The sequence below is a fragment of the Klebsiella sp. 18074 genome, from assembly GCF_902705905.1.
Lineage (GTDB): Bacteria > Pseudomonadota > Gammaproteobacteria > Enterobacterales > Enterobacteriaceae > Klebsiella > Klebsiella terrigena.
In genome coordinates, this window is record NZ_CACSIS010000010.1 from 166,153 (window position 1) to 191,250 (window position 25,098).

The following is a 25,098-nucleotide window of genomic DNA, read 5'->3' on the forward strand; positions in this document are numbered from 1 at the left end:
TTATGCCTCATCACCTCCCGCTCATCCTGCCGTATGTGCTCTCCTTCGCATTTTTAAACTGTTTAAAAACCATACAATTCATTTTTTGTGATTTTGTTCATGTTCATATGAAATCCCTCTTGCTGACCTCTTTACTTTAAAAACATTCCGCCTAACATAAACACATGTTCACATTCAAACATGTGTTTATTTAAGGGTGATGAATGGGAGTATGCTTATTTATTGATATTCAATAATTCCACTGCCATAGCATTTTTTATGCTGGAGGTTATTTTCATGCCTGAAAATGATTACGTTGTAATTATTGGATCGGCAAATATGGATGTTGCTGGTTATTCCAATGTATCGTTGAACTATGCGGATTCTAATCCCGGGAAAATAAAATATACTCCCGGCGGCGTAGGGCGAAACATTGCGCAAAACATTTCCTTGTTAAATAAAGCAGCGTGGCTATTATCGGTTGTCGGTGACGATTTTTATGGCCACTCTCTATTAAAACAAACGGCCCAGTCCGGGGTTCACGTCGATAAATGTCAGGTTATCCAGGGGGAAGGCACTTCAAGCTATTTATCGCTGCTTGATAATACCGGTGAAATGCTGGTGGCGATTAATGATATGAGCATCACTGAACATATTACGCCAGCGTTTTTAAGACAGCATCATGATTTTATCTGCAATGCCGCGGTGATTGTCGTTGATTGCAATATCAGCGAGGCCGCTCTCGCCTGGTTGATGAAAAATAGCGGCACAACGCCCGTTTTTGTTGATCCGGTTTCAGCCTGGAAATGCGTGAAAATCAGCCAGCATCTGGGGCGTATTCACACCCTGAAACCGAACCGAATTGAAGCTGAAACGCTGAGCGGTATCGCGCTGTCCGGCACGGATGACGTCGCGCGCGTTGCCGACTGGTTTCATCAGCGTGGCCTGAAGCGCCTGGTGCTGAGCATGGGCGGCGACGGGGTTTACTACAGCGAGAAAGAGGGCGAACGCGGCTGGTCAGCGCCGCTGAAAACTCAGGTCGTTAACGTCACCGGCGCCGGTGACGCCATGATGGCTGGCCTTGCCTGCTGCTGGCTCGACGGCTGTTCATTTTCGCAAGCGGTGAAGTTTGCTCAGGGATGCTCTTCTCTGGCGCTCTCATCGGAATTCACCAATAACCCTGAATTATCTTACGCCAACGTAAAAAAGGTAGTGGAGAAAGAATATGTCTGAATTAAATATTTCCTCTGAATTATTACAGGTTTCTGCGGAAGTTCAGCAGGCGTTGAAAAATAATCAGCCAGTAGTAGCGCTGGAATCGACCATTATTTCTCACGGCATGCCATTTCCGGAAAATGCGCAAACGGCGCTGGAAGTAGAAGCAACCATTCGTCGCCAGGGGGCGGTGCCGGCAACCATTGCGATTATTCATGGCGTCATGAAAGTTGGCTTAAGCCGTCAAGAAATTGAACTACTGGGCCGCGAAGGGCATAACGTCGCCAAAGTCAGTCGTCGTGATTTACCCTTTGTTGTTGCCGCGGGATTAAATGGCGCGACCACCGTGGCGTCCACCATGATTATTGCCGCAATGGCCGGGATTAAAGTCTTCGCCACCGGCGGTATTGGCGGTGTGCATCGCGGAGCCGAGCACACGTTTGATATTTCCGCCGATTTACAGGAGCTGTCAAATACCAACGTCACCGTCGTCTGTGCCGGTGCAAAATCTATTCTCGATCTCGGTTTAACGACCGAATATTTAGAAACGTTTGGCGTTCCGCTTATTGGTTATCAAACTTCTGCGCTGCCGGCATTCTTCTGCCGAACCAGCCAGTTTGACGTCAGCATTCGCCTCAATAGCGCCAAAGAGATCGCCAAAGCGATGGCGGTGAAATGGCAGTCGGGTCTGAATGGCGGCATGGTGGTGGCGAACCCCATTCCTGAAGCGTTCGCGATGCCGGAAGAGAAAATCAACGCCGCCATCAACCGGGCGGTGAAGGAGGCGGAAGAGCAAGGCGTGGTGGGGAAAGCGAGTACGCCGTTCCTGCTGGCCCGCGTTGCGGAGCTGACCGGCGGAGACAGCCTGAAATCCAATATTCAGCTGGTCTTCAACAACGCCATTCTGGCCTGCGAGATTGCCAAAGAGTATCAGCAGGTAGCCTGACGACAGTTGCGGGTCGTTTGCGGTGGCCCGCCCCGATATCAACGATACCGAAAGCCTGGCCTGCGCTGGGTTTTCCACCAGGTAAGGATATCATTATGGACATCATGAGAAGTCTTCTGGGGATGGTGGTGTTGCTGGCCATTGCCTTTGCGCTGTCAGTCAATAAAAAGCGCATCAGCGTCAGAACGGTAGGGGCGGCGCTGCTGCTGCAAATCGTCATTGGCGGGGTGATGCTCTACTTTCCGCCGGGCAAGTGGCTGGTCGAGCAGGCCGCGCTTGGGGTACATAAAGTCATGTCCTATAGCGACGCCGGAAGCGCGTTTATTTTTGGTTCACTGGTCGGACCGAAGATGGACGTGCTGTTTGACGGCGCCGGTTTTATCTTCGCCTTCCGCGTGCTGCCCGCCATCATTTTTGTGACCGCGCTGATAAGCCTGCTTTACTACCTCGGCGTGATGGGGCTGCTGATCCGGATTCTCGGCGGGATCTTCCAGAAGGCGCTGAATATCAGCAAAATTGAGTCTTTTGTCGCCGTGACCACCATTTTTCTTGGGCAAAATGAGATCCCGGCGATCGTCAAACCGTTTATCAACAAGCTCAACCGCAATGAGCTTTTTACCGCGATTTGCAGCGGGATGGCGTCGATCGCCGGGTCGATGATGATCGGCTATGCCGGTATGGGGGTCCCGATTGATTATCTTCTGGCCGCTTCGCTTATGGCTATCCCCGGCGGGATTCTGTTTGCCCGTATGCTGAGTCCGGCAACCGAAGCATCCGAGGTCACTTTCGACAATCTCTCCTTCACCGAGACGCCGCCGAAAAGCATTATCGAGGCGGCGGCGTCAGGGGCGATGACCGGCCTGAAAATTGCCGCCGGGGTGGCAACGGTAGTGATGGCGTTTGTGGCGATTATTGCTCTGCTGAACGGTATTATCGGCGGCATTGGCGGCTGGTTTGGCTACGGTCACGCCACGCTGGAGGGGATTTTCGGTTTCTTGCTCGCACCGCTGGCATGGATTATGGGCGTTGACTGGAGCGATGCGACGCTGGCGGGCAGCCTGATTGGCCAAAAGCTGGCGATAAACGAATTCGTTGCCTACCTCAACTTTTCGCCCTATCTGCAAACCGGCGGAAATCTGGACGTGAAAACCGTTGCGATTATCTCGTTCGCGCTGTGCGGTTTCGCCAACTTTGGCTCGATCGGCGTGGTTGTCGGGGCGTTTTCGGCCATTTCACCGCAGCGCGCGCCGGAGATTGCCCAGCTTGGGATGCGCGCCCTGGCGGCGGCCACGCTCTCTAACCTGATGAGCGCCACCATTGCCGGGTTCTTTATTGGCCTGGCATAACACGCTGCGCGCACCGCGCCTGCGGTGCGCGCTACTCCACGCCGGGGAGTAAATTGAGCGCGTTATCAACGGACAGCGAGGGGTTATTGATACTGTCGCTGGCGCGGGTGATGGCGGTGCAGGCCATGGCGAAAGCGACGCTCTCTTTAAAGTCGCTACCGTCGAGATAGCTATAAAGTAGCCCTGCCATTAGCGCATCGTCGGCGCCGAAGCTGTCTATCGTCGTATGGTTCGGCAGACTCATCCGGAAGCGTTCACCCCCTGCTTCGCTACAGAAAACAGCGTCGTCTTCCGAGCAAATCACCACCCGCTGAGTTCCCCTTTCGTGCAGCCATGCTAGCGCCCGATCGCGATCCGCGTCGTTTTCGATAGCCTGTCCCCAGAGGATCTGTAGTTCGCGCAGCGTGGGTTTGAGGGTGTGGATCTTTCCCAGCCATGGGCGAATGCGGTGCGCTTTAAACTCGGACACGGTATCAACAAACACCGGAATGCCGTTAGCCAGGGTAAATACCCACTCCAGCGACTGCTCCGTCAAGTTACAATCGACCAGAACGACGCCGGCATGCGTCAGCAGATCCCGATACTGATTCAGCTGCTGGGGCGTGAGCGACTGTAAAATATGCGTATCGTTAATCGCCAGCACCGTCTCTTCCTGCGGGTTCGCGATGGAGAGATAGGTGGCGGTATTATGGCCGTGCAGGCGGATACAGCTCTGCACGTTAACGCCCGCCTGGCGGGTTTGCTCCAGCAGCGTTTCGCCGTAAAAGTCGCTGCCGACGGCGGAAATCAAATGCACATCGCGGCCCAGCAGCGCCAGATTATGCGCGATGTTCCGCGCCACGCCGCCGGCGGAGCACTGGATATTCCCCGGGTTGGAGACCGGTTGAGGATAATGAATATCGGCAATTCCGCGGATATCCATATTCACCGCGCCCAGCGAGACGCAATACTCCTGCTCGGTAAGGATGTAGCCTTTGCCTTTGATGGCCCCCTTACGCGTGAGGTCCATAATGTGCGCGGCCACGCGGGAGCGGCTAATCTGCAGAATATCGGCAATCTCATGCTGCTGAATCAGCGGATTGCGCCGCAAAATTTTGAGGATCTGCTTTTCCCTGTCGTTCATATCAGACCGTGGCCCCTTCCGTTTGCTGCGCCCGCAGCCAGGCGATCTCTTCCGCCCAGATATCAGGATTGATCGTTTCCAGAATGAGCGGGATACCGTCAAAGCGGTGGTCCTGCATAATCCAGCGGAAAGCATCATGGCCAATATTGCCTTCACCCAGGCTGTGGTGACGGTCAACGCGGCTGCCGAACGCGCTTTTCGCATCGTTCAGGTGCATACCGCGAAGATACTGGAAACCCACAATTCGGTCGAAATCAGCGAAGGTTTTTTCGCACTCTTCGGCGCTGCGCAGGTCGTAGCCGGCGGCGAAGGCGTGACAGGTATCAATGCACACGCCGACGCGTGATTTATCTTCCACGCCGTCGATGATGGCCGCCAGATGCTCAAACTTAAAGCCCAGGTTACTGCCCTGGCCGGCGGTGTTTTCAATGACCGCCGTGACGCCTTCGGTTTTTGCCAGCGCGATATTGATCGATTCGGCGATACGCGCCAGACATTCGTCTTCCGGGATTTGCTGCAGATGGCTACCCGGGTGGAAGTTCAGCAGCGTCAGGCCGAGCTGCTGGCAGCGGGAGAGTTCATCAATAAAGGCATCGCGGGATTTTTCCAGCGCGTCCTCAACCGGATGACCGAGGTTTATCAGATAGCTGTCGTGCGGCAGAATTTGCCCCGGGCCGAAATGGTACTTTTCGCAGGCGGCTTTAAATTCAGCAATGGTTTCGTCGCTCAGAGGGGCGGCGCGCCATTGGCGCTGGTTTTTGGTAAAGAGGGCAAATGCGGTCGCGCCGATTTCGGCTGCGCGAATGGCGGCGTTGGCTACACCGCCGGAGGCGCTGACGTGCGCTCCAATATATTTCATAAAAAAACTCCAGTTAAGCCGCTGGGGGGAGGGTAATGATAGCGGCTTAGCCGGAGAGTTACATCATCCTTAATACAACCTGGGTAGCGAGGGGCTTCAGGCCATCAGGCTATGAATGGCCAGGTTAATCGCGCCGCCGCCGACAATCAGCCAGACGAACAGCACTAATGCCATCAGCAGCGGTTTGGCGCCGGCTTTTTTCAGCGCGCTAACGTGAGTGGTCAACCCCAGCGCGGCCATCGCCATCGCCAGCAGCACGGTATCGAGCGTCACCAGCACGTCGACCGCCGCTTTTGGCAGCAGGTGGAAGGAGTTAAATACCGCCACCAGGATGAACATAATGGCAAACCACGGGATGGTGATTTTGCTTTTCTCACCGCTGACGGCCGGGGCCAGTTGCTTAACGCGGGCGGCGAGGAACAGCAGGAACGGTGCCAGCATCATGACGCGCAGCATTTTGGCAATCACCGCCGCGTTCTCAGCGTCCGGGCTCACCGCATGGCCTGCCGCAACCACCTGTGCCACCTCATGCATGGTCGAGCCCATATAGATGCCGTAGGTTTCCGGCGTAAACCAGTGCGCCAGCAGCGGATACATCGCCGGATAGAGGAAGATAGCCAGGGTGCCGAAAATCACCACTGTGGCTACGGCGACGGTCACCTTGCTGGCCTCGGCCTTCACCACCGGTTCCGTTGCCAGAATCGCCGCCGCGCCGCAGATGCTGCTGCCGGCGCCAATCAGCCAGCTGGTGTGCTTATCCAGGCCGAAGATTTTCTGCCCGAGGATGCAGGCGATAAAAAAGGTGCTGGTCAGCGTCAGAACGTCAATGGCAATGCCGCTCACGCCAACGTCGGCAATCTGCGCGAACGTCAGGCGAAAGCCGTATAAAATAATACCGAGACGCAGCAGATGCTGTTTGGCAAAGATCACGCCGCCGTCGCAGGGTTGCCATATTTTGGGATAGAGCGTATTGCCGACGACCATACCGAACAGGATGGCCAGCGTCAGGGCGCTGAAGCCGGCGCCGGCGATAGCGGGGAAGCTGCCTGCCCAGAGCGCTGCGCCGGTCACCACGGCGGTAAGCGCCAGTCCTGGGACAAAATGCCACAGTGTGCGATGTTTTGTCGGTAAAGTGAGTGCTGTCATAACCTTCTCCTTTGTCTGCGTAAAGATTACGACGCGCTGGTTTAAATATAAAATTGATTATATATTTATAATCAATCGTAATAAGTGGTAAACAAGCCTCTTCGCGGCTCGGTACGGCGCTACGCGTCGATAATCGGGACGGCGAAGAGTGATGTCGGATAGACGAGCAAGGAAGGGTTATGCATATCACGCTACGGCAGCTGGAAGTTTTTGCTGAAGTTCTCAAGAGCGGTTCAACCACCCAGGCGTCGCAAATGCTGGCGCTTTCGCAGTCGGCGGTCAGCGCGGCGCTGACCGATCTGGAAGGGCAGCTGGGCGTGCAGCTTTTCGATCGCGTCGGCAAGCGGCTGGTGGTCAACGAGCACGGCAGGCTGCTCTATCCGCGCGCGCTGGCGCTGCTGGAACGTGCCGTTGAAATCGAGCAGCTGTTTCGCGGCGACAACGGCGCGATCCGCGTTTATGCCAGCAGCACTATCGGCAACTATATATTGCCGGAAATCATTGCCCGCTACCGCCGCGATTTTCCCGACCTGCCGCTGGAGCTGAGCGTCGGCAATAGCCAGGACGTGATTAACGCCGTGGCCGATCTGCGGGTGGATATCGGGCTGATTGAGGGGCCGTGCCATGCGGCGGATATCATCGCCGAACCCTGGCTGGCGGACGAGCTGGTGGTGTTTGCCGCTCCCGGATCGCCGCTGCTGGAGGGCGAAGTGACGCTGCAGCGGCTGGCGGAGGCGCCGTGGATCCTGCGCGAGCACGGCTCGGGCACCCGGGAAATCGTCGACTATTTACTGCTATCGCATCTGCCGGCGTTTCATCTCGGGATGGAGCTTGGCAACTCTGAGGCTATCAAACATGCGGTACGTCATGGCCTCGGGATCAGCTGCCTTTCGCGGCGGGTTATCGCCGAACAGCTGGAGGTGGGATCGCTGGTTGAGCTGAGCGTGCCGCTGCCGCCGTTAACCCGCACCCTGTGGCGGATCCATCATCGCCAGAAGCATATTTCCAAAGCATTACAGCGCTTTCTGCGCTACTGCGAGGTGTGAAAATGGTGGATCCAGCGCGCTAGCCTGAAGAGAGGCGGGTGATTATTGCTGGCAATTCCGCGATTTAGTGCTTTACTAATAATCCATGTTCGATCATGAACCTCTCTTATAACTTTGTATTTGTACCGGATGGATCGCCGATCGTCTGCTACAATCTCGCCTCGTTTTTTTGATGGATAGCATTTTCACATGGTTTCGGATACTAAAACCACAGAAGCGCCCGGCCTACGCCGTGAACTGAAGGCGCGTCACTTGACCATGATCGCTATTGGCGGTTCCATCGGTACAGGTCTTTTCGTTGCATCCGGTGCAACTATTTCCCAGGCAGGCCCCGGCGGCGCGCTGCTTTCTTATATTCTGATCGGTCTGATGGTCTATTTCCTGATGACCAGCCTTGGCGAGCTGGCGGCGTACATGCCGGTGTCCGGCTCCTTTGCCACCTACGGTCAGAACTATGTTGAAGAGGGCTTCGGCTTCGCGCTGGGCTGGAACTACTGGTATAACTGGGCGGTGACCATCGCCGTTGACCTCGTTGCCTCGCAGCTGGTCATGACCTACTGGTTCCCTGACGCCCCGGGCTGGATCTGGAGCGCGCTGTTCCTCGGGATTATGTTCCTGCTGAACTGGATCTCGGTCAAAGGCTTCGGTGAAGCAGAGTACTGGTTTTCGCTGATCAAGGTCGCCACCGTCATTATCTTTATTATTGTTGGCGTGATGATGATCGTCGGCATCTTTGAAGGCGCACAGCCGGCGGGCTGGAGCAACTGGGGTATCGACGATGCGCCGTTTGCCGGCGGCTTTGCGGCGATGATTGGCGTGGCGATGATCGTCGGCTTCTCGTTCCAGGGCACCGAGCTTATCGGCATCGCTGCGGGTGAATCAGAAAACCCGGAGAAGAACATTCCGCGCGCCGTGCGCCAGGTGTTCTGGCGTATTCTGCTGTTCTACGTGTTCGCGATTTTAATCATTAGCCTGATTATTCCTTATACCGATCCGAGCCTGCTGCGTAACGACGTGAAGGATATTTCCGTCAGTCCGTTTACCCTGGTGTTCCAGCATGCGGGTCTGCTGTCTGCGGCGGCGATCATGAATGCGGTGATCCTGACGGCGGTGCTGTCGGCGGGCAACTCCGGAATGTACGCCTCCACGCGTATGCTCTACACCCTGGCCTGCGATGGTAAAGCGCCGCGCATCTTCGCTAAGCTTTCGCGCGGCGGCGTGCCGCGTAACGCGCTGTATGCCACCACGGTCGTGGCAGCGCTGTGCTTCCTGAGCTCAATGTTTGGCAACCAGACCGTTTACCTGTGGCTGCTGAATACCTCGGGGATGACCGGCTTTATCGCCTGGCTAGGGATCGCTATCAGCCACTATCGTTTCCGCCGCGGCTACGTGCTGCAGGGCAACGATATCAACGATCTGCCGTATCGTTCCGGGTTCTTCCCGCTTGGGCCGATCTTCGCCTTTGTCCTGTGCCTGATTATCACTCTCGGCCAGAACTACGAAGCGTTCCTGAAAGACACCATTGACTGGGGCGGCGTGGCGGCAACCTATATCGGTATTCCGCTGTTCCTGGTTATCTGGTTTGGCTATAAGCTTGCCAAAGGTACCCGCTTTGTCCGCTATAGCGAAATGAAGTTCCCGCAGCGTTTTAAGCAGTAGCGCTATTGATTGCCCCATAAAAAAACCCCGGATCCCCGGGGTTTTTTTTCGTCTTCAGATCGTTAGAGCATCAGAAGCTATAGGTCAGGCCCACGGTATAGCGGCGGCCGTCGAGTACCGTATCGTAGGTATCATAATCAATCTGCTTATCGAGAACGTTATACACCCCGGCGGAAACCAGCAGGTTTTTGTTGGCGTTGTAGCGTAAGCCCAGATCGACCTGCGTATAGGACGGCGTGCCTTTAGACATCGAGGTACGGCTCAGATACTCTGAGGTTTTGCCGCGGAAGTTTAAACGACTCCAGAAACCGACATCCGGTGTAGCCTGCCAGTCGAGGGTGGTGTTGAACATGTTTTTCGGCATTTTATTTAAAGGCTTACCGGAGAACTGGCCGCTTTTCTGCTCTGACTGGGTATAGGTATAGTTCGCCGTCCAGTTTAGATCGCGAGTTACCTTCCAGCCGAAGGTCGATTCCACGCCGCGCATATTAGCCTTGTCGACGTTGACGCGATCGCTGACGAAATCATAGCTGGTATTGCCGATGGTGCAGGCCGGGTCAGCCTTGCTGTCACAGCGACGGACTTCGGTGATTTTGTTTTTAAAGTCGGTGTTGAATAGCGTCAGGCCGGCGTTGAGGTTGTCGTTGTTATCCCACAGTAAAGCAATCTCTTCGCTCAGGCTTTTTTCCGGCTTGAGGTCCGGGTTACCGACGATAATACCGTCAAGACGGCCGCCGCCGGTGACCTGGCCCCAGTTGGCGGAGGACTGACGGAGATCCGGCGCGCGGTAGCCAGCGGAAACGCCGCCTTTCAGCGTCCACTGTTCGGCAAGGTGCCATACGCCATAGCCGCGCGGCGTCCAGTTGGTGCCGTAGTTTTCATCTTTATCCATGCGCAGGCCGCCGGTGAGCGTAAAGCTCTCGGTCATCGCCCATTCATCTTCCGCAAACAGCGCCCAGCTCCAGCGAGTCAGCTTACTGAGTCCATCCGCCGCTTCCAGCTGGTTGCCTTTATCGCTGAGCTTCTCATAGCGATACTGGCCGCCCAGCGTCAGGGTGTGATCGCCAAGGAAGACCTGATTCTGGTTATTGAGCGTCGTGTTGTACGACTTCATTTTGCGCCCGGGGTTGTTGGTCTCTTCCTGCTGGGCATAGCTGGTGGTGTTGAAGTGCTCATAGTAGCCGCTATGGGTCAGCGAGTAGGTGGTGTGTTCGTAGCGGGAGTCGCTTTTGCTGTTTGGTGTACAAACATTGCCGCGGCAGCTCTCCTCCGCCATCGACATCCCCGGCGTGCTGTTGCGGTCCTGCAGTTCACGCGCGTAGTCGAGATCGAAGTCGTTTTTGTCGTCAGGGGTGAAGTTCAGCGTGACGCCGCCGTTGCGCATTTTTTGCTCGTTGAAGCCGTTTTCGATTTTATCTTCCGCGCGGCGGGAGAGCAGGCCGGTGACTTTCGCCCCCAGTAATCCGTCAACCAGCGGGCCGGAAGCGTAGACGTTGGTCTGGAACAGATCGCCAGAATCGCTGTTTTCCTGGAAAGTACCGTCGCCGTGCAGCGAGCCGGTCCAGGCCTTAGTGTTAGAGATTTTTTTGGTAATGATGTTAATCACCCCGCCCATGGCATCGGAGCCATAGAGTGAGGACATTGGTCCGCGGATAACTTCGATCCGTTCAATGGACTCCAGAGGCGGTAGCCAGCCCTGTTCGATTCCCGAGTTATCGCTGTTTGGGCGGGTGCTGCGGGTGCTGACGCGCTTACCGTTCACGAGGAAAAGGGTGTACTGGGATGACATGCCGCGGATGCTGATATCGCTACTGCTTCCGCCACCTGTGACCACCACGCCGGGGACGTCTTTTAGCGCATCAGTGACGTCACGGTAGGCCTTATCTTCAATCTGCTGTTTAGAGATAACGGAGATTGAGGCCGGCGCATTCTGGATTTTTTGTTCAAAACCGGTGGCCGTCACCACCATGGTGTCTGAATCAGCTGCGTGAACAAGCGGTGAGATGGTGGCTGCGCATATGGTGGCGGCCAGTACCTTAACGCGAGGTATAGTCATTTTTACATTCCATTTCAAATGAATAAATCTCCATCGGGATAACCCTGAGAACCGTATTTATTTGTCTTGTAAGAACTCTGAATGATGGAGAGAAGAAGGAGGGATTGTACAAAAAAATGTTATTTTGTAAACATTAATGATAATTGAAATCATTTGTATTTACTTAATTGCGAATTAAATTAGCCTAAAATCAGAGAGATAGGAGTATGTAAAGGTGGAGGGCATCAGCCCTCCTGTATCATTTGCGGAGATATTGAGCGTGAAAACGCAGATGGTCTTCGATAAAGGAAGCAATAAAGTAGTAGCTGTGATCGTAGCCGGGTTGAATTCTCAGGGTCAGCGGCCACGCCTTTTGACGCGCAACCTCGGCCAGCACCGCCGGCTGCAGCTGCTGGGCGAGGAACGAGTCGCTGTCGCCCTGATCGATAAGCGTGGGGATCGCGTCGCTGGCCTGGCTGGCCTGCATCAATGCGCAGCTGTCCCACGCCTGCCAGCTGGCTTCGTCGGCGCCCAAATAGGCGCTAAACGCTTTTTGCCCCCACGGCACCTGGGTAGGGTTGACGATCGGTGCAAAGGCCGACACGCTGGCGAAACGGCCAGGGTTCTTCAGTGCTATAATAAGCGCACCGTGACCCCCCATTGAGTGGCCGCTGATTGCGCAGCGATCGCTGACGTTAAACTGCGCGCCAATCAGCTGCGGCAGCTCGTCGCGAAGATAATCGTACATGCGAAAATGCGCGGACCACGGCGCTTCGGTGGCGTTGAGATAAAACCCCGCGCCTTTGCCCAGATCGTAGGCGCTATCGTCGGCGACGCTATCGCCGCGCGGGCTGGTATCCGGCATCACCAGGACCAGGCCTAGCTCGGCCGCGATGCGCTGAGCGCCGGCTTTGGTGGTAAAGTTCTCATCGTTGCAGGTCAGGCCGGAAAGCCAGTATACAACCGGCGGCGGTGCGGTATCGCGCTGCGGGGGTAAGAAGATGCTGAACGTCATTGAACAGTTCAGCGTGGTGGAGTCATGCCGCCAGCGTTGCTGCCGACCTTCATAACAGCGATGCTCTTCAAGCAATTCCATGCCGGGCTCCTCTGAAAAGGGAATACGCGAATCTGCAGACCCTACTTTACGCGTATAAGCGGTAGCGGCCGCTGGGCGATTCTGCGTATGTGGACGTAATTTTTCATCATACAGATATTTCATACACTGGTGAGCAACTTTCACTTTCTCCTTTCGGGAACATATTGCATCATTAATGCAACTTTTAGCCAACATGCTCCGGCGGCTGTGCTATTGAGAATGACGCGAAGTTGTTCTTTTATTCGGGAAGTGGCAACTGGCGGGCGTTAAACGATTGACAGGCGCGACGTGGAAGAGGTGAGACCGGAAGCGCACTATCAATAGATAACGCAAATTTCAATAATTATCGTTTCGGCTACTAGATTATGTGCGCTACCTCACGCACAATGCATGCAAACTTTGCCCTCAGAAGAGCAAAGAGCGCCACACCTGCAGGAGAACATAAATGTCATCACTGAGCAAAGAAGCCATACTCGTTCATGAAGCGCTGGTCGCTCGTGGGCTGGAGACGCCGTTGCGTCCGCCAGTACAAGAAATAGATAATGAAACTCGCAAGCGTTTGATTGCCGGACACATGACTGAGATTATGCAGCTGCTGAATCTTGATCTTAGTGATGACAGTCTGATGGAAACCCCGCATCGCATCGCTAAAATGTATGTCGATGAGATCTTTTCCGGACTGGACTACGCCAGGTTCCCCAAAATCACCGTCATCGAGAACAAGATGCAGGTTGATGAAATGGTTACCGTGCGCGATATCACCCTGACCAGCACCTGCGAACACCACTTCGTGACGATTGATGGTAAAGCGACGGTTGCCTATATTCCGAAAGATTCGGTCATTGGCCTGTCGAAAATCAACCGCATCGTGCAGTTCTTCTCCCAGCGCCCGCAGGTGCAGGAGCGCCTGACGCAGCAGATTTTAACCGCGCTGCAGACCCTGCTCGGCACCAGCAACGTGGCGGTATCGATTGATGCAGTGCATTACTGCGTGAAGGCGCGCGGTATTCGCGATGCAACCAGCGCCACCACCACCACCTCGTTGGGCGGCCTGTTTAAATCCAGCCAGAATACCCGCCAGGAGTTCCTGCGCGCCGTACGTCACCACAGCTAAAATCGGAGCAGGGTACATGGAAAGAAACGTCACGCTGGACTTCGTTCGTGGCGTCGCGATCCTGGGTATTCTGCTGCTGAATATTAACGCCTTCGGCCTGCCGAAGGCGGCCTATCTCAACCCGGCGTGGTCCGGGAGCCTCTCCGTTAGCGACACCTGGACCTGGGCGATTCTCGACCTGCTGGCGCAGGTGAAATTCTTGACCCTCTTTGCTCTGCTGTTTGGCGCCGGGCTTCAGATGCTGCTGCCTCGCGGCAAGCGCTGGATCCAGTCGCGTCTGACGCTGCTGGCGCTGCTGGGGTTTATCCACGGACTCTTTTTCTGGGATGGCGATATCCTGCTGGCCTATGCGCTGGTGGGGCTGGTGGCCTGGAGAATGATTCGCGACGCGCATCACCTCAAATCCCTGTTTAATACCGGCGTGATGCTGTACGTCATCGGCGTGGCGGTGCTGGTGCTGCTTGGCGTCATTTCCGGCAATGCACCGAATCGCTCCTGGGTGCCCGATGCGGCAAATTTACAGTATGAGCAGTACTGGAAGTTGAACGGCGGCTTCGAAGCGATAAGCAACCGTGCGGATATGCTGTCGGATAGCCTGCTGGCGCTCGGCGCGCAGTACGGCTGGCAGCTGTCGGGAATGATGCTGATGGGCGCCGCCCTGATGCGCAGCGGCTGGTTAAAAGGGCAGTTTAGCCTCAGCCACTACCGGCGCACCGGCGTCCTGCTGGTCATCGCCGGAATGGCGGTGAATATCCCGGCGATTTTCGCCCAGTGGTATCTCGACTGGGATCCCCGCTGGTGCGCGTTCCTGCTGCAGGCGCCGCGCGAGCTCGGCGCGCCGCTGCAAACCATTGGCTACGCCTCCCTGGCGTGGGGCTTCTGGCCCTGGCTGTGTAAGCTGCGGCTGGTGACTGCCATTGCCTGCGTCGGGCGCATGGCGCTGACCAACTACCTGCTACAAACCCTCATCTGCACCACGCTCTTTTACCACCTTGGCCTGTTTATGAAGTTCGACCGCCTGCAGCTGCTGGCCTTCGTCGTTCCGGTTTGGGCGGTAAACCTCATATTCTCACTCTTCTGGCTGCGTCATTTCCGCCAGGGCCCGGTTGAATGGCTGTGGCGTCAGCTCACCCTGCGGGCCTCAGGGACATCATTAAAGAACACATCCAGATAACGATCTCGATCACAATCGTTAACAAAATGAATGTAAGCGTTTTCAGGCGTGTGACCTCACTCACGTAGCGCGCCGCGCGTCGCTGCCAGAATAGCCACCTTGCTGAACACAGGAGGTGGGTGTGACGTATTGCAATTCTCTACAGGTCGGTGAGCATGATTACCATTCGTGATGTCGCCCGTCAGGCGGGGGTTTCCGTCGCGACGGTCTCGCGCGTGCTGAATAATAGCGCGCTGGTGAGCCCGGATACGCGCGAAAGCGTAATGAAAGCGGTAACGCAGCTGGGCTACCGGCCCAACGCCAACGCGCAGGCGCTGGCGACGCAGGTCAGCGATACCATCGGCGTGGTGGTGATGGACGTATCGGATGCCTTTTTCGGCGCGCTGGTGAAGGCGGTGGATACCGTGGCCCAGCAGCATCAGAAATACGTGCTGATCGGCAATAGCTACCACGAGGCGGAAAAAGAGCGTAACGCCATCGAAGTGCTGATCCGCCAGCGCTGTTCGGCGCTGATCGTGCACTCCAAGGCGCTGAGCGACGAGGAGCTCGGCGATTTCATGCAGCATATTCCGGGGATGGTGCTGATCAACCGCATTGTGCCCGGCTATGCGCACCGCTGCGTCGGTCTGGATAACGTCAGCGGGGCGCTGATGGCGACGCGGATGCTGCTCAACCACGGCCACCAGCGGATCGGCTATCTCTCCTCAAATCACGGCATTGAGGATGACTCTCTGCGTCGGGAGGGGTGGTTCAAGGCGTTACAGGAACAAAGCATTATTGCCCCCGACAGCTGGGTAGGCTCCGGCTCGCCGGATATGCAGGGCGGCGAGGCGGCAATGGTCGAGCTACTGGGGCGTAATTTAGGCCTCACCGCCGTTTTCGCCTACAACGACAGCATGGCGGCCGGTGCGCTGACCACGCTGAAAGATAACGGCATTGTCGTGCCGCAGCATCTGTCGCTGATTGGCTTTGATGATATCCCTATTTCTCGTTACACCGACCCACAGCTGACGACGGTGCGCTATCCTATTATGTCGATGGCAAAACTGGCCACCGAGCTGGCGCTGCTGGGGGCTGCAGGGAAACTCGACCATGACGCTCGCCACTGCTTTATGCCGACTCTGGTACGTCGCCATTCGGTGACCCAGCGGCAAATTGTGGGGCCGATCACTAACTGAAAAGGGCAGGGATGTAACCGCTTTCAATCTGTGAGTAAATTCACAGTATATTAACATTCAACTGATTATGATGGCCGCGTTTACCAGTCCTGACCATTTTGTCACGGTGATTAATCACTTTTACAACGGGAACAAGGCGCTAAACTGCGAGTAAAGCCGTACCTTTGGAGCGTTACCCTACACGGAAGACAGAATTTACAGTCGTGAACCTTGTTGTGCGGTAACGTTAATGTAACAACTTCCCGCCAGCCGTTTTCACACCAATGACCCTGCATAAAAAAAACCGGAGATTCCATGAATAAGAAGGTGTTAACCCTGTCTGCAGTTATGGCGAGTATGTTATTTGGCGCCGCGGCACACGCAGCTGATACCCGCATCGGCGTAACCATTTATAAATATGACGACAACTTTATGTCGGTGGTGCGTAAGGCCATTGAGAAAGACGGCAAATCGGCGCCGGACGTTCAGCTGCTGATGAACGACTCGCAAAACGACCAGTCCAAACAGAACGACCAGATTGACGTCCTGCTGGCAAAAGGCGTCAAGGCGCTGGCCATTAACCTGGTGGATCCGGCTGCTGCAGGCACCGTTATCGATAAAGCGCGCGGACAGAACGTCCCGATAGTGTTCTTTAACAAAGAGCCTTCCCGTAAAGCGCTGGACAGCTATGATAAGGCGTTTTACGTCGGTACCGACTCTAAAGAGTCCGGTATTATCCAGGGCGACCTGATTGCTAAACACTGGAAAGCCAACGCCGGCTGGGATCTGAACAAAGACGGTCAGATTCAGTATGTGCTGCTGAAAGGCGAGCCGGGCCATCCGGATGCTGAAGCGCGTACCACCTACGTCATTAAAGAGCTCAATGACAAAGGTCTGAAAACCCAGCAGCTGCAGATGGACACCGCGATGTGGGATACCGCTCAGGCGAAAGATAAGATGGACGCCTGGCTCTCCGGCCCTAACGCGAACAAAATTGAAGTGGTTATCGCCAACAATGATGCGATGGCAATGGGTGCGGTAGAAGCGCTGAAAGCGCATAACAAGAGCAGCATTCCGGTCTTCGGCGTCGACGCCTTACCAGAAGCGCTGGCGCTGGTTAAATCCGGTGCGATGGCCGGTACCGTGCTGAACGATGCCAATAACCAGGCAAAAGCAACCTTCGATCTGGCGAGAAACCTGGCAGCCGGTAAAGAACCTGCTGCAGGCACCAGCTGGAAGATTGAAAATAAAATCGTTCGCGTTCCTTACGTTGGCGTAGATAAAGACAATCTGAGCCAGTTTATCGGCAAATAATATTTAATACTCGGTTTCGAGCTGCGGGTGAATACCATTTCGCAGCTCGATATTCATCGAGTAGATGTACGGGCGTATCAGCTATAAATAAAATCACTCGGGAAACGTTGAGATCAACGTCGCCGGTAAAATGGCAGCCTGAAGGATCGCCAGCCGCTACGCCCGATTATTCCTGATACAGAACCAGACCCTTATTTTGGCGCTAATTCGTCAGCTGAGGGTGTGCATGAACGCAGCCAGGTATAACTATGGTCAGTAATAATAGCGAACGGTCGGGCGAATTTTTGTTGGAAATGAGCAACATCAACAAATCATTTCCTGGCGTCAAGGCACTCGATAATGTCAATCTGAAGGTCCGTCCTCACTCTATTCATGCCTTAATGGGCGAGAACGGAGCGGGAAAATCGACATTATTAAAATGCCTTTTTGGGATCTATCAAAAAGATTCCGGCAGCATTCTTTTTCAGGGAAAAGAGATCGACTTCCATTCGGCTAAAGAAGCCCTGGAAAACGGCATCTCAATGGTTCACCAGGAATTAAACTTAGTATTACAGCGTTCGGTAATGGACAACATGTGGCTGGGGCGTTATCCCACCAAGGGCATGTTTGTCGATCAGGAAAAAATGTATCGCGATACCAAAGCGATATTTGATGAACTGGATATTGATATTGACCCGCGCGCGCGCGTGGGGACGCTATCGGTATCGCAAATGCAGATGATCGAAATTGCGAAGGCATTTTCCTATGACGCCAAAATCGTCATTATGGATGAGCCGACGTCGTCGCTGACCGAAAAAGAGGTCAACCATCTGTTTAAGATCATCCGTAAGCTGAAAGAACGCGGCTGCGGCATTGTCTATATCTCCCACAAAATGGAAGAGATTTTCCAGCTGTGCGATGAGATAACCATCCTGCGCGACGGTCAGTGGATTGCCACCCAGCCGCTGGAAGGACTGGACATGGATAAGATCATCGCCATGATGGTCGGCCGCTCTCTGAACCAGCGTTTCCCGAACCGTGAAAATACGCCGGGCGAGGTGATTCTTGAGGTGCGCAACCTGACGTCTCTGCGTCAGCCGTCGATCCGCGACGTCTCCTTCGACCTGCACAAGGGCGAAATCCTCGGCGTGGCCGGGCTGGTGGGGGCCAAGCGCACCGATATCGTTGAGACCCTGTTCGGCATTCGCGAAAAGGCCGGCGGGACGATCAAACTCCACGGTAAGAAAATTAATAACCATAGCGCCAACGAAGCCATTAACCACGGCTTTGCGCTGGTTACCGAAGAGCGCCGCTCTACCGGGATTTACGCTTATCTGGATATCGGCTTTAACTCCCTGATCTCCAATATTAAGAAATATAAGAATAGGATCGGATTGCTGGATAACTCACGCATGAAAAGCGATACCCAATGGGTTATTGACTCCATGCGCGTGAAGACCCCAGGACAGCATACGCAAATTGGTTCGCTGTCCGGCGGTAACCAGCAGAAGGTTATTATCGGCCGCTGGCTGTTAACCCAGCCGGAGATTTTGATGCTTGATGAACCGACGCGCGGGATTGACGTCGGGGCTAAGTTTGAAATCTATCAGCTGATTGCCGAGCTGGCCAAAAGAGAGAAAGGGATCATTATTATTTCCTCCGAGATGCCGGAGCTGCTGGGTATTACTGACCGTATTCTGGTAATGAGCAACGGTCTCGTTGCCGGAATTGTTGAGACAAAAACCACTACGCAAAACGAAATTTTACGTCTTGCGTCGTTGCATCTTTAAGATCAGGGGCTTGCGATGAGCGCATTAAATAAAAAGAGTTTTCTCACCTACCTGAAGGATGGTGGGATTTACGTTGTTCTTTTGGTCCTGCTGGCCATTATTATTTTCCAGGATTCCACCTTCTTAAGTTTACTCAACTTAAGTAACATTCTGACTCAGTCCTCGGTGCGTATTATTATCGCGCTGGGCGTTGCGGGGCTCATCGTCACTCAGGGCACCGACCTGTCAGCCGGACGTCAGGTTGGCCTGGCGGCGGTTATCGCCGCAACGATGCTGCAGGCGGTGGATAACGCCAACAAGGTCTTCCCGGATATGGCAACCATGCCAATTCCGCTGGTGATCCTGCTGGTGTGCGCGATTGGTGCGGTGATTGGCCTGATTAACGGCATTATCATCGCCTACCTTAACGTGACGCCGTTTATCACCACCCTGGGCACTATGATCATCGTTTATGGGATCAACTCCCTGTACTACGATTTTGTTGGCGCCTCGCCGGTTTCCGGATTCGACAGCCACTTCTCGCACTTCGCTCAAGGGTTTATTGCGCTGGGGACGTTCCGCCTGTCGTATATTACTTTCTACGCGCTGATTGCCGTCTTCTTCGTCTGGATCCTGTGGAACAAAACCCGCTTCGGCAAAAACATCTTTGCTATCGGCGGCAACCCGGAAGCGGCGAAGGTTTCCGGGGTTAACGTGGGCCTCAACCTGCTGATGATTTATGCCCTGTCCGGCGTGTTTTACGCCTTCGGCGGGCTGCTGGAGGCCGGACGAATCGGATCCGCTACCAACAACCTCGGCTTTATGTACGAGCTGGATGCGATTGCGGCCTGCGTCGTCGGCGGCGTCTCCTTCAGCGGCGGCGTGGGTACCGTGTTCGGCGTGGTTACCGGCGTTATCATCTTTACGGTGATTAACTACGGGCTGACCTATATCGGCGTGAACCCGTACTGGCAGTATATTATCAAGGGCGCCATTATTATCTTCGCCGTTGCGCTGGATTCGCTGAAATACGCGCGCAAAAAATAACGTTCGATGTTTATCAGGCCCGCGCAGTGCGCGGGCTTTTTTTGTCTGCGCGCCAGGGGGTTTATTGCTAAACCGCTTCAGGGTTTAAGGATTAAAGTCCCAAAATAGACAAATAAGCCCCCGTGCAGCAATTCTCTTTCCACGATATCTGGAGGAAGATAGTGCAGAATTTGCCTTTCTGGTAAAGATAATTATTTTTGCATAATTAATGGATAGTTTATTCAGGATGATTTTAAGCACATGAGTAAGTCATTGAGTGATTGATGAAATATAGTGAGCAAATTGTAAAAGAATGGGTTGAGTTTTCGCTGCTGATTTCCGAACCGGTCTCCGCTAAGCTGCGGCATTCGATGCGTAAATGGATTATTCATGCTCTGACCCTGAAAGGCGAAGGGATGCTGGAGTTTACCGGGTAGCAATATCATATCGGTAATATCCATTCCCGGGTTGGCGTTCCGGCGAGCCTGGTGCTCAAAGGCATGCGCATCATCACTCAGTCGATGCTTAACTATATTCAGTCATTAGCGCTCGACAGTAAATTAAGTATTCTGATGCAGCAGTACGTTTCGGTATCGATACAAATTGCCAGCGAGCTGATGACCTACGCTTATGAAAAATATCAGCTAAACGAAGCGAAGAACGAAGAGTCCTACCGCCTGCACAATCTTATTGCCAACCTTGAGCTGGAAAAGGCAAGCAGCACGCCGCGCTGTTTAACTGGGAAAATGCGCTGATCTATGCGCTGGTCTCGCGTACCGCTAATATTCACTCCTATCTGTTAAGCGATTCAGAGTTTGGCCTGTGGTTCCGCCACAAATGCAGTCAGCACCTCGGCAGGCAGCCGGAAATAGAACAAATTAATCTGCTGATTGAAGCCATTGACGACATGTTAAAAAAGGTGCGGATACCGGCGGAAACGAGCTGGACTCTATTCAGTCCCTGCTGAGCGATATTCGCTCAAAGACCATGATCATCAATAACCTGTTCACCTCGCTGTTTGAAGAGGCCAATCGCCTGGAAAGCGGTAAAGACGGCTGACCAACCTGCTAAACCGGCGCTTCATGTCAACGGTTCTCAAGCACGAGGTGAAGCTGGCGATGGAGAGTCGCAAAAATCTGGCGGTGGCGATGCTGGACGTCGACCACTTCAAGAAGATCAACGATACCTGGGGCCACTCGACCGGGGATGAGGTCTTACGCCATATCGCGGCGATCCTGACGGAGAGCACGCGCGCCAGTGACTACGTGTTCCGCTACGGCGGCGAGGAGTTCATGATTGTTTATCTGGAGTTTACCCGCCACCAGACGCTGAGTTTTGTCGACGCTATCCGCCACAAAATTGCCAGCTCGCCTTACGTGACCGCGGACGGGCAAAAGGTCGCGTTCAGCGCCTCGTTCGGGGTCAGCCACTATCGCGGCCATCCTGATTATCAAAAAATGGTCGATGAGGCCGATAAGGCGCTGTATGACGCCAAAAACGGCGGCCGTAACCGGGTGGTCGGGTGGTTGAATTTAGCGATTAAACGGCGGATTTAGCGCCGCGCGACGCCCGTCGGGCCGCGCGCTATTTATTCTGCAGCTCCAGCAGCTGCTCAGGCGTCACCGCCGGGTAGGACTGCGCCCCCTGCGGAACTTCCTGCTGTGCCGGAATAGGGATCAGCGGGCCCAGAAAACGCGGCTCGCGTTTGAACACGTAGAGGTCCGCGAGGGCGCCAAAGCGCGCGCCGAACTCGCGCAGCCGCACGTTCCACATATCTTTTGGCGACGGAACCGCATAGCACTGCGCCTGAATGCCCATATGCAGGGCGATAAACAGCGCGCGCTCGCAGTGGAAGCGCTGGGTGATGATAATAAAATCGTTGGTGTCGAACACCTTGCGGGTCCGCACGATAGAGTCGAGGGTGCGGAAGCCGGCATAGTCCAGCACGATATCCGCTGGATCGACGCCTGCTTTAATCAGGTCCCGGCGCATTGTCATCGGCTCATTATAGCTCTGCAGCGCGTTATCACCGCTGAGCAGCAGGTAGTTCACCTTACCGCTGTTGTAGGCGTTGAGCGCACCCTGAATACGGTAGCGGTAGTATTGATTGATGACCCCGGTACGGTAGTACTTGGCGGTGCCGAGCACCACCCCAACCTGGCGGTAAGGCAGATCCTGCAGTTCATCGTAGATATAGGGCGCGGTTTTCCAGCTCATCCAACGGTCAAGACCCAGCACGGTCAACAGCAGCAGGCCGAACAGGACTAACAGGCTGTATAACACACGCTTTAACATTAACCAGGCTCAACGGTAGACAATGGAGTGTTCAGGCTACTTTACCCGCCGGGCAAGAGCAAGAAACCATCGTTTGATTGCGGGGATTTTCAACAAAACGGGCCCGAGGCCCGTATTATGGGTAATTTAACCGAGCAGCACGCGGTCAATACTGTGACAGCCGAGGGCTTTCAGCGTGGCGGCGGTGGCATCCCACTGGATCAGCGCTGCATCGGCTTTTTCGGCGAGAATGGCCCGCTGGATATCGGCATAATCATAGCCGTTCAGGCTGAGCAGGTTGAGGGCGCCCTGCAGCGGCGGCAGCGTCGGGTTAAAGGCGGCGTTTTCGGCATAGCTGCCTGAGAAGAGCGTGCCGTCCTTCAGCTCCAGCGCGACGCCTGACGGCGACTGGCTGTAGGGCATGTGGCAGCGATTTGCTGCCCGGATCGCCGCCTGCGCCAGCGCGTCGCCGCTTAGCGGGAAGCCGTGATCCTGTTCGTCCATCAGCAGCGTTTTGATCTCCAGATCCTTCGGACCAAACGCGTCCGGCAGATAGTGCTGCAGCGAATGCGCCTCGCGGCCCGGCAGGTGGATGCGCAGCACCTGGCTACTGTTGAGCTCGTTCATAAACTGGCGACAGTGGCCGCAGGGCGTGTAGTTAACGGTGATTGCCAGCAGGGATTTTTCGCCGCGCAGCCACGCATGGCTGATGGCGCTCTGCTCCGCATGGACGGTTTGTTGCATGGTCGCGCCGAGGAATTCCATATTGCCGCCGAAATACCAGCGCCCGCTGACGCCGCGCGCGATAGCGCCAACGTTAAAATGCGAGAGGTCGGCGCGCGCACAGGCGGCGGCCAGCGGCAGGAGGGCAAAGGCCAGCGCGTCTTCGTCGAGGCCGGTCGCGCTTTGCAGCGCGGCGACCTGGTCTGCATCGAGCATGGCCGGGAAATGCGGGTCGGTCAGCATCGGGGCGATTGCCGTCTGCAGGTCTGCCGTCAGTTGAGGGAGAGCAGCTTGAAAACGTGGGTGCATGGCGTTGCCTCATAACAATGTAATGGAAATCTAGTGTACGGGCGGTGATGGCCTGTATATGTGATTAATATCTCATTGTTTGTGCAACTATATTACGTTGCATTAATAAATGTGACTTAAATCACATATTATCCCACCACGGCTAAAATGACCGGGAACAAAAACGGCGCAATCAGGGAGGTAATAATCCCGCACAGCACCAGCGCCAGCGAGCTGAAGGCCCCCTCCTGGTAATCCAGCTCCGCACAGCGCGCGGTGCCCAGCGCGTGCGAGGCGGTACCCATCGACAGGCCGCGTGAGGCCTTGGTGCGGATGCGCATCAGGTTGAGCAGCGTATGGCCGAAAACCGCACCGAGGATGCCGACGAAGATAACGCATACCGCGCTGATTGCCGGAATACCGCCAATGCTGCCGCTGACCGCCATCGCAATCGGCGTGGTGACCGATTTCGGCATGATCGACGCGGCGATTTGCGGCGTCGCGCCCATTAACAGCGCCACGGTGGTCCCGGTGACCATCGCCACCACGCTGCCAATAAAGCAGATGGTAATAATCGATTTCCAGCGGGCGCGAATCTGGTGGAGCTGCTCGTATAAAGGAAAGGCCAGCGCCACCACCGCAGGCTGCAGCAGATCGTTGAGGATCTTACTGCCCTGAAAATAGCGATCGTAGGAGATGCCGGTCAGCAGCAGAAAAGGGATGATGACCACCATCGCCACCAGCAGCGGGTTGAGCAGCGGAAATTTAAAGCGCGCTGCCAGCCTGCGGGCGAGGAAAAAGACGATCAGCGTCAGCGGCAGTGACCACCAGATTTCATGCATCATTTTTGCTTCCTTTTTGGCCGACCACTTTGCGTTCGCCGTGCACCAGGTGAGAGCTCCAGCTGACAACCAGAAAAACGACCAGCGTGCTGATGGTACAGGAGACGGCGACCGGGCCGAGCTGAGCGCGGAGCAAATCCCAGTACTGCATTACGCCCACGCCGATGGGCACGAACAGCAGCGCCATATAGCGAATCAGCACGTTACAGCCGGGATTAACCCACTTCGGCGGCATAATCTGCAGCGCCAGCAGGACGAACAAAATCAGCATCCCGATAATGCTGCCGGGGATGGTAATGGGCAGCAGGGAGGCGATAAAAATCCCGGCATACAGGCAGGCGTAAATCAGCACAAAAGCTCGCAGATACTGCCAGATAATAATCAGTGATTGACTCATGGTAATAACCCTTGATGAACCGCATTCATCATACAATTAAACCCAAAAATGTGCTACCGATCACATCATGAATAATACGCATAGCGGGGATAGAGAAATGGAACCCCACGCGGGCAGTGCCACGGCTACGATGCCTGCGATAAATAATCAAGAAACCGGCTGAGGGCAAGAGATGGCGTTTCACTTTTTCGCCAGAATACCCCGACGCTACCTTTTTGTTCGATGCGCGGCAAATTAAGAATCGCCAGCTGCTGCTGTTCGGCAAAGCGCTGCGCCAGACGTAAAGAAAGAATAGAGATCATATCGCTGCTTTGCAGCAGGTTGCTGGTGACGTTCATCGACGCCGACTCGATGGTATTTTCCGGCAGCATAACGCCGTTATCCACCAGGGCGTTGTCAATGCTCAGGCGGATCGGCGTGCCGGTTGGCCAGACTATCCAGCGCCAGTGGGCGAGGTCGGCCCAGCCGAGGCTCGGCATCTGCGCCAGCGGATGATCGGGGCGGGCGACGAAGCACACCGGCTCGGTATACAGCACCCGGTAGTTAAGCGGCAGCTCCAGCGCCCGTCCGCCCACCCGGCCCACCACGACG

At 55.0% G+C, this 25,098-nt stretch carries 25 protein-coding genes; 15 read left to right on the forward strand and 10 right to left on the reverse strand.

Translation table 11 applies throughout. The features are described 5' to 3' along the window. Nucleotides 1-276 precede the first annotated feature (276 nt). The 3 genes from GVK32_RS12325 to GVK32_RS12335 all read left to right on the forward strand — a co-directional run bounded on the left by GVK32_RS12325 (nt 277) and on the right by GVK32_RS12335 (nt 3,486). Complete coding sequence (locus GVK32_RS12325) at nt 277-1,212, forward strand: pseudouridine kinase (protein ID WP_159866085.1); 936 nt, start codon at nt 277-279, stop codon at nt 1,210-1,212. Continuing rightward, on the forward strand, nt 1,205-2,140 hold the full coding sequence (locus GVK32_RS12330; protein WP_159866088.1) for a pseudouridine-5'-phosphate glycosidase: 936 nt from the start codon (nt 1,205-1,207) through the stop codon (nt 2,138-2,140). The genes GVK32_RS12325 and GVK32_RS12330 overlap by 8 nt, the downstream gene beginning before the upstream one ends. A gap of 95 nt (nt 2,141-2,235) precedes the next feature. Next, the gene (locus GVK32_RS12335; protein WP_159866091.1) at nt 2,236-3,486 is read left to right on the forward strand and encodes a NupC/NupG family nucleoside CNT transporter; all 1,251 of its coding nucleotides are present in this window, start codon (nt 2,236-2,238) and stop codon (nt 3,484-3,486) included. Between the two features lie 31 nt (nt 3,487-3,517). Here the strand turns inward: GVK32_RS12335 and GVK32_RS12340 are convergent, their stop codons facing one another. The 3 genes from GVK32_RS12340 to GVK32_RS12350 all read right to left on the reverse strand — a co-directional run bounded on the left by GVK32_RS12340 (nt 3,518) and on the right by GVK32_RS12350 (nt 6,614). Further along, nucleotides 3,518-4,609 (reverse strand): sugar kinase, encoded by a 1,092-nt coding sequence (locus tag GVK32_RS12340; RefSeq protein ID WP_159866094.1) that lies wholly within the window; start codon nt 4,607-4,609, stop codon nt 3,518-3,520. A 1-nt stretch (nt 4,610) separates the two neighbouring features. Next, on the reverse strand, nt 4,611-5,468 hold the full coding sequence (gene nfo, locus GVK32_RS12345; RefSeq protein ID WP_159866097.1) for a deoxyribonuclease IV: 858 nt from the start codon (nt 5,466-5,468) through the stop codon (nt 4,611-4,613). A 96-nt stretch (nt 5,469-5,564) separates the two neighbouring features. Next, the gene (locus GVK32_RS12350) at nt 5,565-6,614 is read right to left on the reverse strand and encodes a YeiH family protein (protein WP_159866100.1); all 1,050 of its coding nucleotides are present in this window, start codon (nt 6,612-6,614) and stop codon (nt 5,565-5,567) included. Between the two features lie 179 nt (nt 6,615-6,793). Here GVK32_RS12350 and yieE point away from each other — a divergent pair, with 179 nt between their 5' ends. Beyond that, nucleotides 6,794-7,660, forward strand: a complete 867-nt coding sequence (gene yieE, locus GVK32_RS12355; protein ID WP_076945742.1) for a DNA-binding transcriptional regulator YeiE — start codon at nt 6,794-6,796, stop codon at nt 7,658-7,660. Nucleotides 7,661-7,849: 189 nt separating this feature from the next. After that, nucleotides 7,850-9,319 (forward strand): amino acid permease, encoded by a 1,470-nt coding sequence (locus tag GVK32_RS12360; RefSeq protein WP_076945741.1) that lies wholly within the window; start codon nt 7,850-7,852, stop codon nt 9,317-9,319. A 70-nt stretch (nt 9,320-9,389) separates the two neighbouring features. On the opposite strand, the gene GVK32_RS12365 is transcribed toward GVK32_RS12360, so the two are convergent. Then, nucleotides 9,390-11,375 carry a ligand-gated channel protein gene (locus tag GVK32_RS12365; RefSeq protein ID WP_159866161.1) on the reverse strand — a complete coding sequence of 662 codons (1,986 nt, stop codon included), beginning with the start codon at nt 11,373-11,375 and terminating at the stop codon, nt 9,390-9,392. 238 nt (nt 11,376-11,613) lie between these two features. Further along, nucleotides 11,614-12,450: an S-formylglutathione hydrolase gene (gene fghA / locus GVK32_RS12370; RefSeq protein ID WP_159866164.1), complete on the reverse strand. Its 837-nt coding sequence runs from the start codon at nt 12,448-12,450 to the stop codon at nt 11,614-11,616. Nucleotides 12,451-12,895: 445 nt separating this feature from the next. Here fghA and folE point away from each other — a divergent pair, with 445 nt between their 5' ends. From folE to GVK32_RS12415, 10 genes are all read left to right on the forward strand, one after another. Beyond that, nucleotides 12,896-13,564 carry a GTP cyclohydrolase I FolE gene (folE, locus tag GVK32_RS12375; RefSeq protein WP_041146481.1) on the forward strand — a complete coding sequence of 223 codons (669 nt, stop codon included), beginning with the start codon at nt 12,896-12,898 and terminating at the stop codon, nt 13,562-13,564. 16 nt (nt 13,565-13,580) lie between these two features. Next, nucleotides 13,581-14,738 (forward strand): DUF418 domain-containing protein YeiB, encoded by a 1,158-nt coding sequence (gene yeiB / locus GVK32_RS12380; RefSeq protein WP_159866167.1) that lies wholly within the window; start codon nt 13,581-13,583, stop codon nt 14,736-14,738. A gap of 155 nt (nt 14,739-14,893) precedes the next feature. Next, on the forward strand, nt 14,894-15,916 hold the full coding sequence (gene galS, locus GVK32_RS12385) for an HTH-type transcriptional regulator GalS (RefSeq protein WP_159866170.1): 1,023 nt from the start codon (nt 14,894-14,896) through the stop codon (nt 15,914-15,916). 294 nt (nt 15,917-16,210) lie between these two features. Next, the gene (gene mglB, locus GVK32_RS12390) at nt 16,211-17,209 is read left to right on the forward strand and encodes a galactose/glucose ABC transporter substrate-binding protein MglB (RefSeq protein WP_159866173.1); all 999 of its coding nucleotides are present in this window, start codon (nt 16,211-16,213) and stop codon (nt 17,207-17,209) included. A gap of 248 nt (nt 17,210-17,457) precedes the next feature. After that, nucleotides 17,458-18,978, forward strand: a complete 1,521-nt coding sequence (gene mglA / locus GVK32_RS12395) for a galactose/methyl galactoside ABC transporter ATP-binding protein MglA (protein WP_159866176.1) — start codon at nt 17,458-17,460, stop codon at nt 18,976-18,978. Between the two features lie 15 nt (nt 18,979-18,993). Then, on the forward strand, nt 18,994-20,004 hold the full coding sequence (mglC, locus tag GVK32_RS12400; RefSeq protein ID WP_159866179.1) for a galactose/methyl galactoside ABC transporter permease MglC: 1,011 nt from the start codon (nt 18,994-18,996) through the stop codon (nt 20,002-20,004). A gap of 263 nt (nt 20,005-20,267) precedes the next feature. Further along, nucleotides 20,268-20,420 (forward strand): hypothetical protein, encoded by a 153-nt coding sequence (locus GVK32_RS12405; RefSeq protein WP_159866182.1) that lies wholly within the window; start codon nt 20,268-20,270, stop codon nt 20,418-20,420. Nucleotides 20,421-20,483: 63 nt separating this feature from the next. Beyond that, nucleotides 20,484-20,738: a hypothetical protein gene (locus tag GVK32_RS12410; RefSeq protein ID WP_159866185.1), complete on the forward strand. Its 255-nt coding sequence runs from the start codon at nt 20,484-20,486 to the stop codon at nt 20,736-20,738. Nucleotides 20,739-20,746: 8 nt separating this feature from the next. Next, the gene (locus tag GVK32_RS29520) at nt 20,747-20,950 is read left to right on the forward strand and encodes a hypothetical protein (RefSeq protein ID WP_368667458.1); all 204 of its coding nucleotides are present in this window, start codon (nt 20,747-20,749) and stop codon (nt 20,948-20,950) included. Nucleotides 20,951-21,047: 97 nt separating this feature from the next. Next, nucleotides 21,048-21,539 carry a GGDEF domain-containing protein gene (locus GVK32_RS12415; RefSeq protein ID WP_227697808.1) on the forward strand — a complete coding sequence of 164 codons (492 nt, stop codon included), beginning with the start codon at nt 21,048-21,050 and terminating at the stop codon, nt 21,537-21,539. Nucleotides 21,540-21,567: 28 nt separating this feature from the next. On the opposite strand, the gene sanA is transcribed toward GVK32_RS12415, so the two are convergent. The 5 genes from sanA to GVK32_RS12440 form a co-directional block, all read right to left on the reverse strand. Then, complete coding sequence (gene sanA, locus GVK32_RS12420; RefSeq protein WP_159866191.1) at nt 21,568-22,278, reverse strand: outer membrane permeability protein SanA; 711 nt, start codon at nt 22,276-22,278, stop codon at nt 21,568-21,570. Between the two features lie 126 nt (nt 22,279-22,404). Continuing rightward, entirely contained in the window at nt 22,405-23,289 is an 885-nt protein-coding gene (cdd, locus tag GVK32_RS12425) for a cytidine deaminase (protein WP_159866194.1), read from the reverse strand. A gap of 128 nt (nt 23,290-23,417) precedes the next feature. Next, nucleotides 23,418-24,113, reverse strand: a complete 696-nt coding sequence (locus GVK32_RS12430) for a CidB/LrgB family autolysis modulator (protein WP_041146473.1) — start codon at nt 24,111-24,113, stop codon at nt 23,418-23,420. Continuing rightward, nucleotides 24,103-24,507 (reverse strand): CidA/LrgA family protein, encoded by a 405-nt coding sequence (locus tag GVK32_RS12435; RefSeq protein WP_041146472.1) that lies wholly within the window; start codon nt 24,505-24,507, stop codon nt 24,103-24,105. Before GVK32_RS12435 ends, GVK32_RS12430 begins: the two co-directional genes overlap by 11 nt. Nucleotides 24,508-24,632: 125 nt before the next feature. Next, nucleotides 24,633-25,098: LysR substrate-binding domain-containing protein (locus tag GVK32_RS12440; protein WP_255430491.1), on the reverse strand; the 466-nt coding region annotated here is incomplete at its 5' end.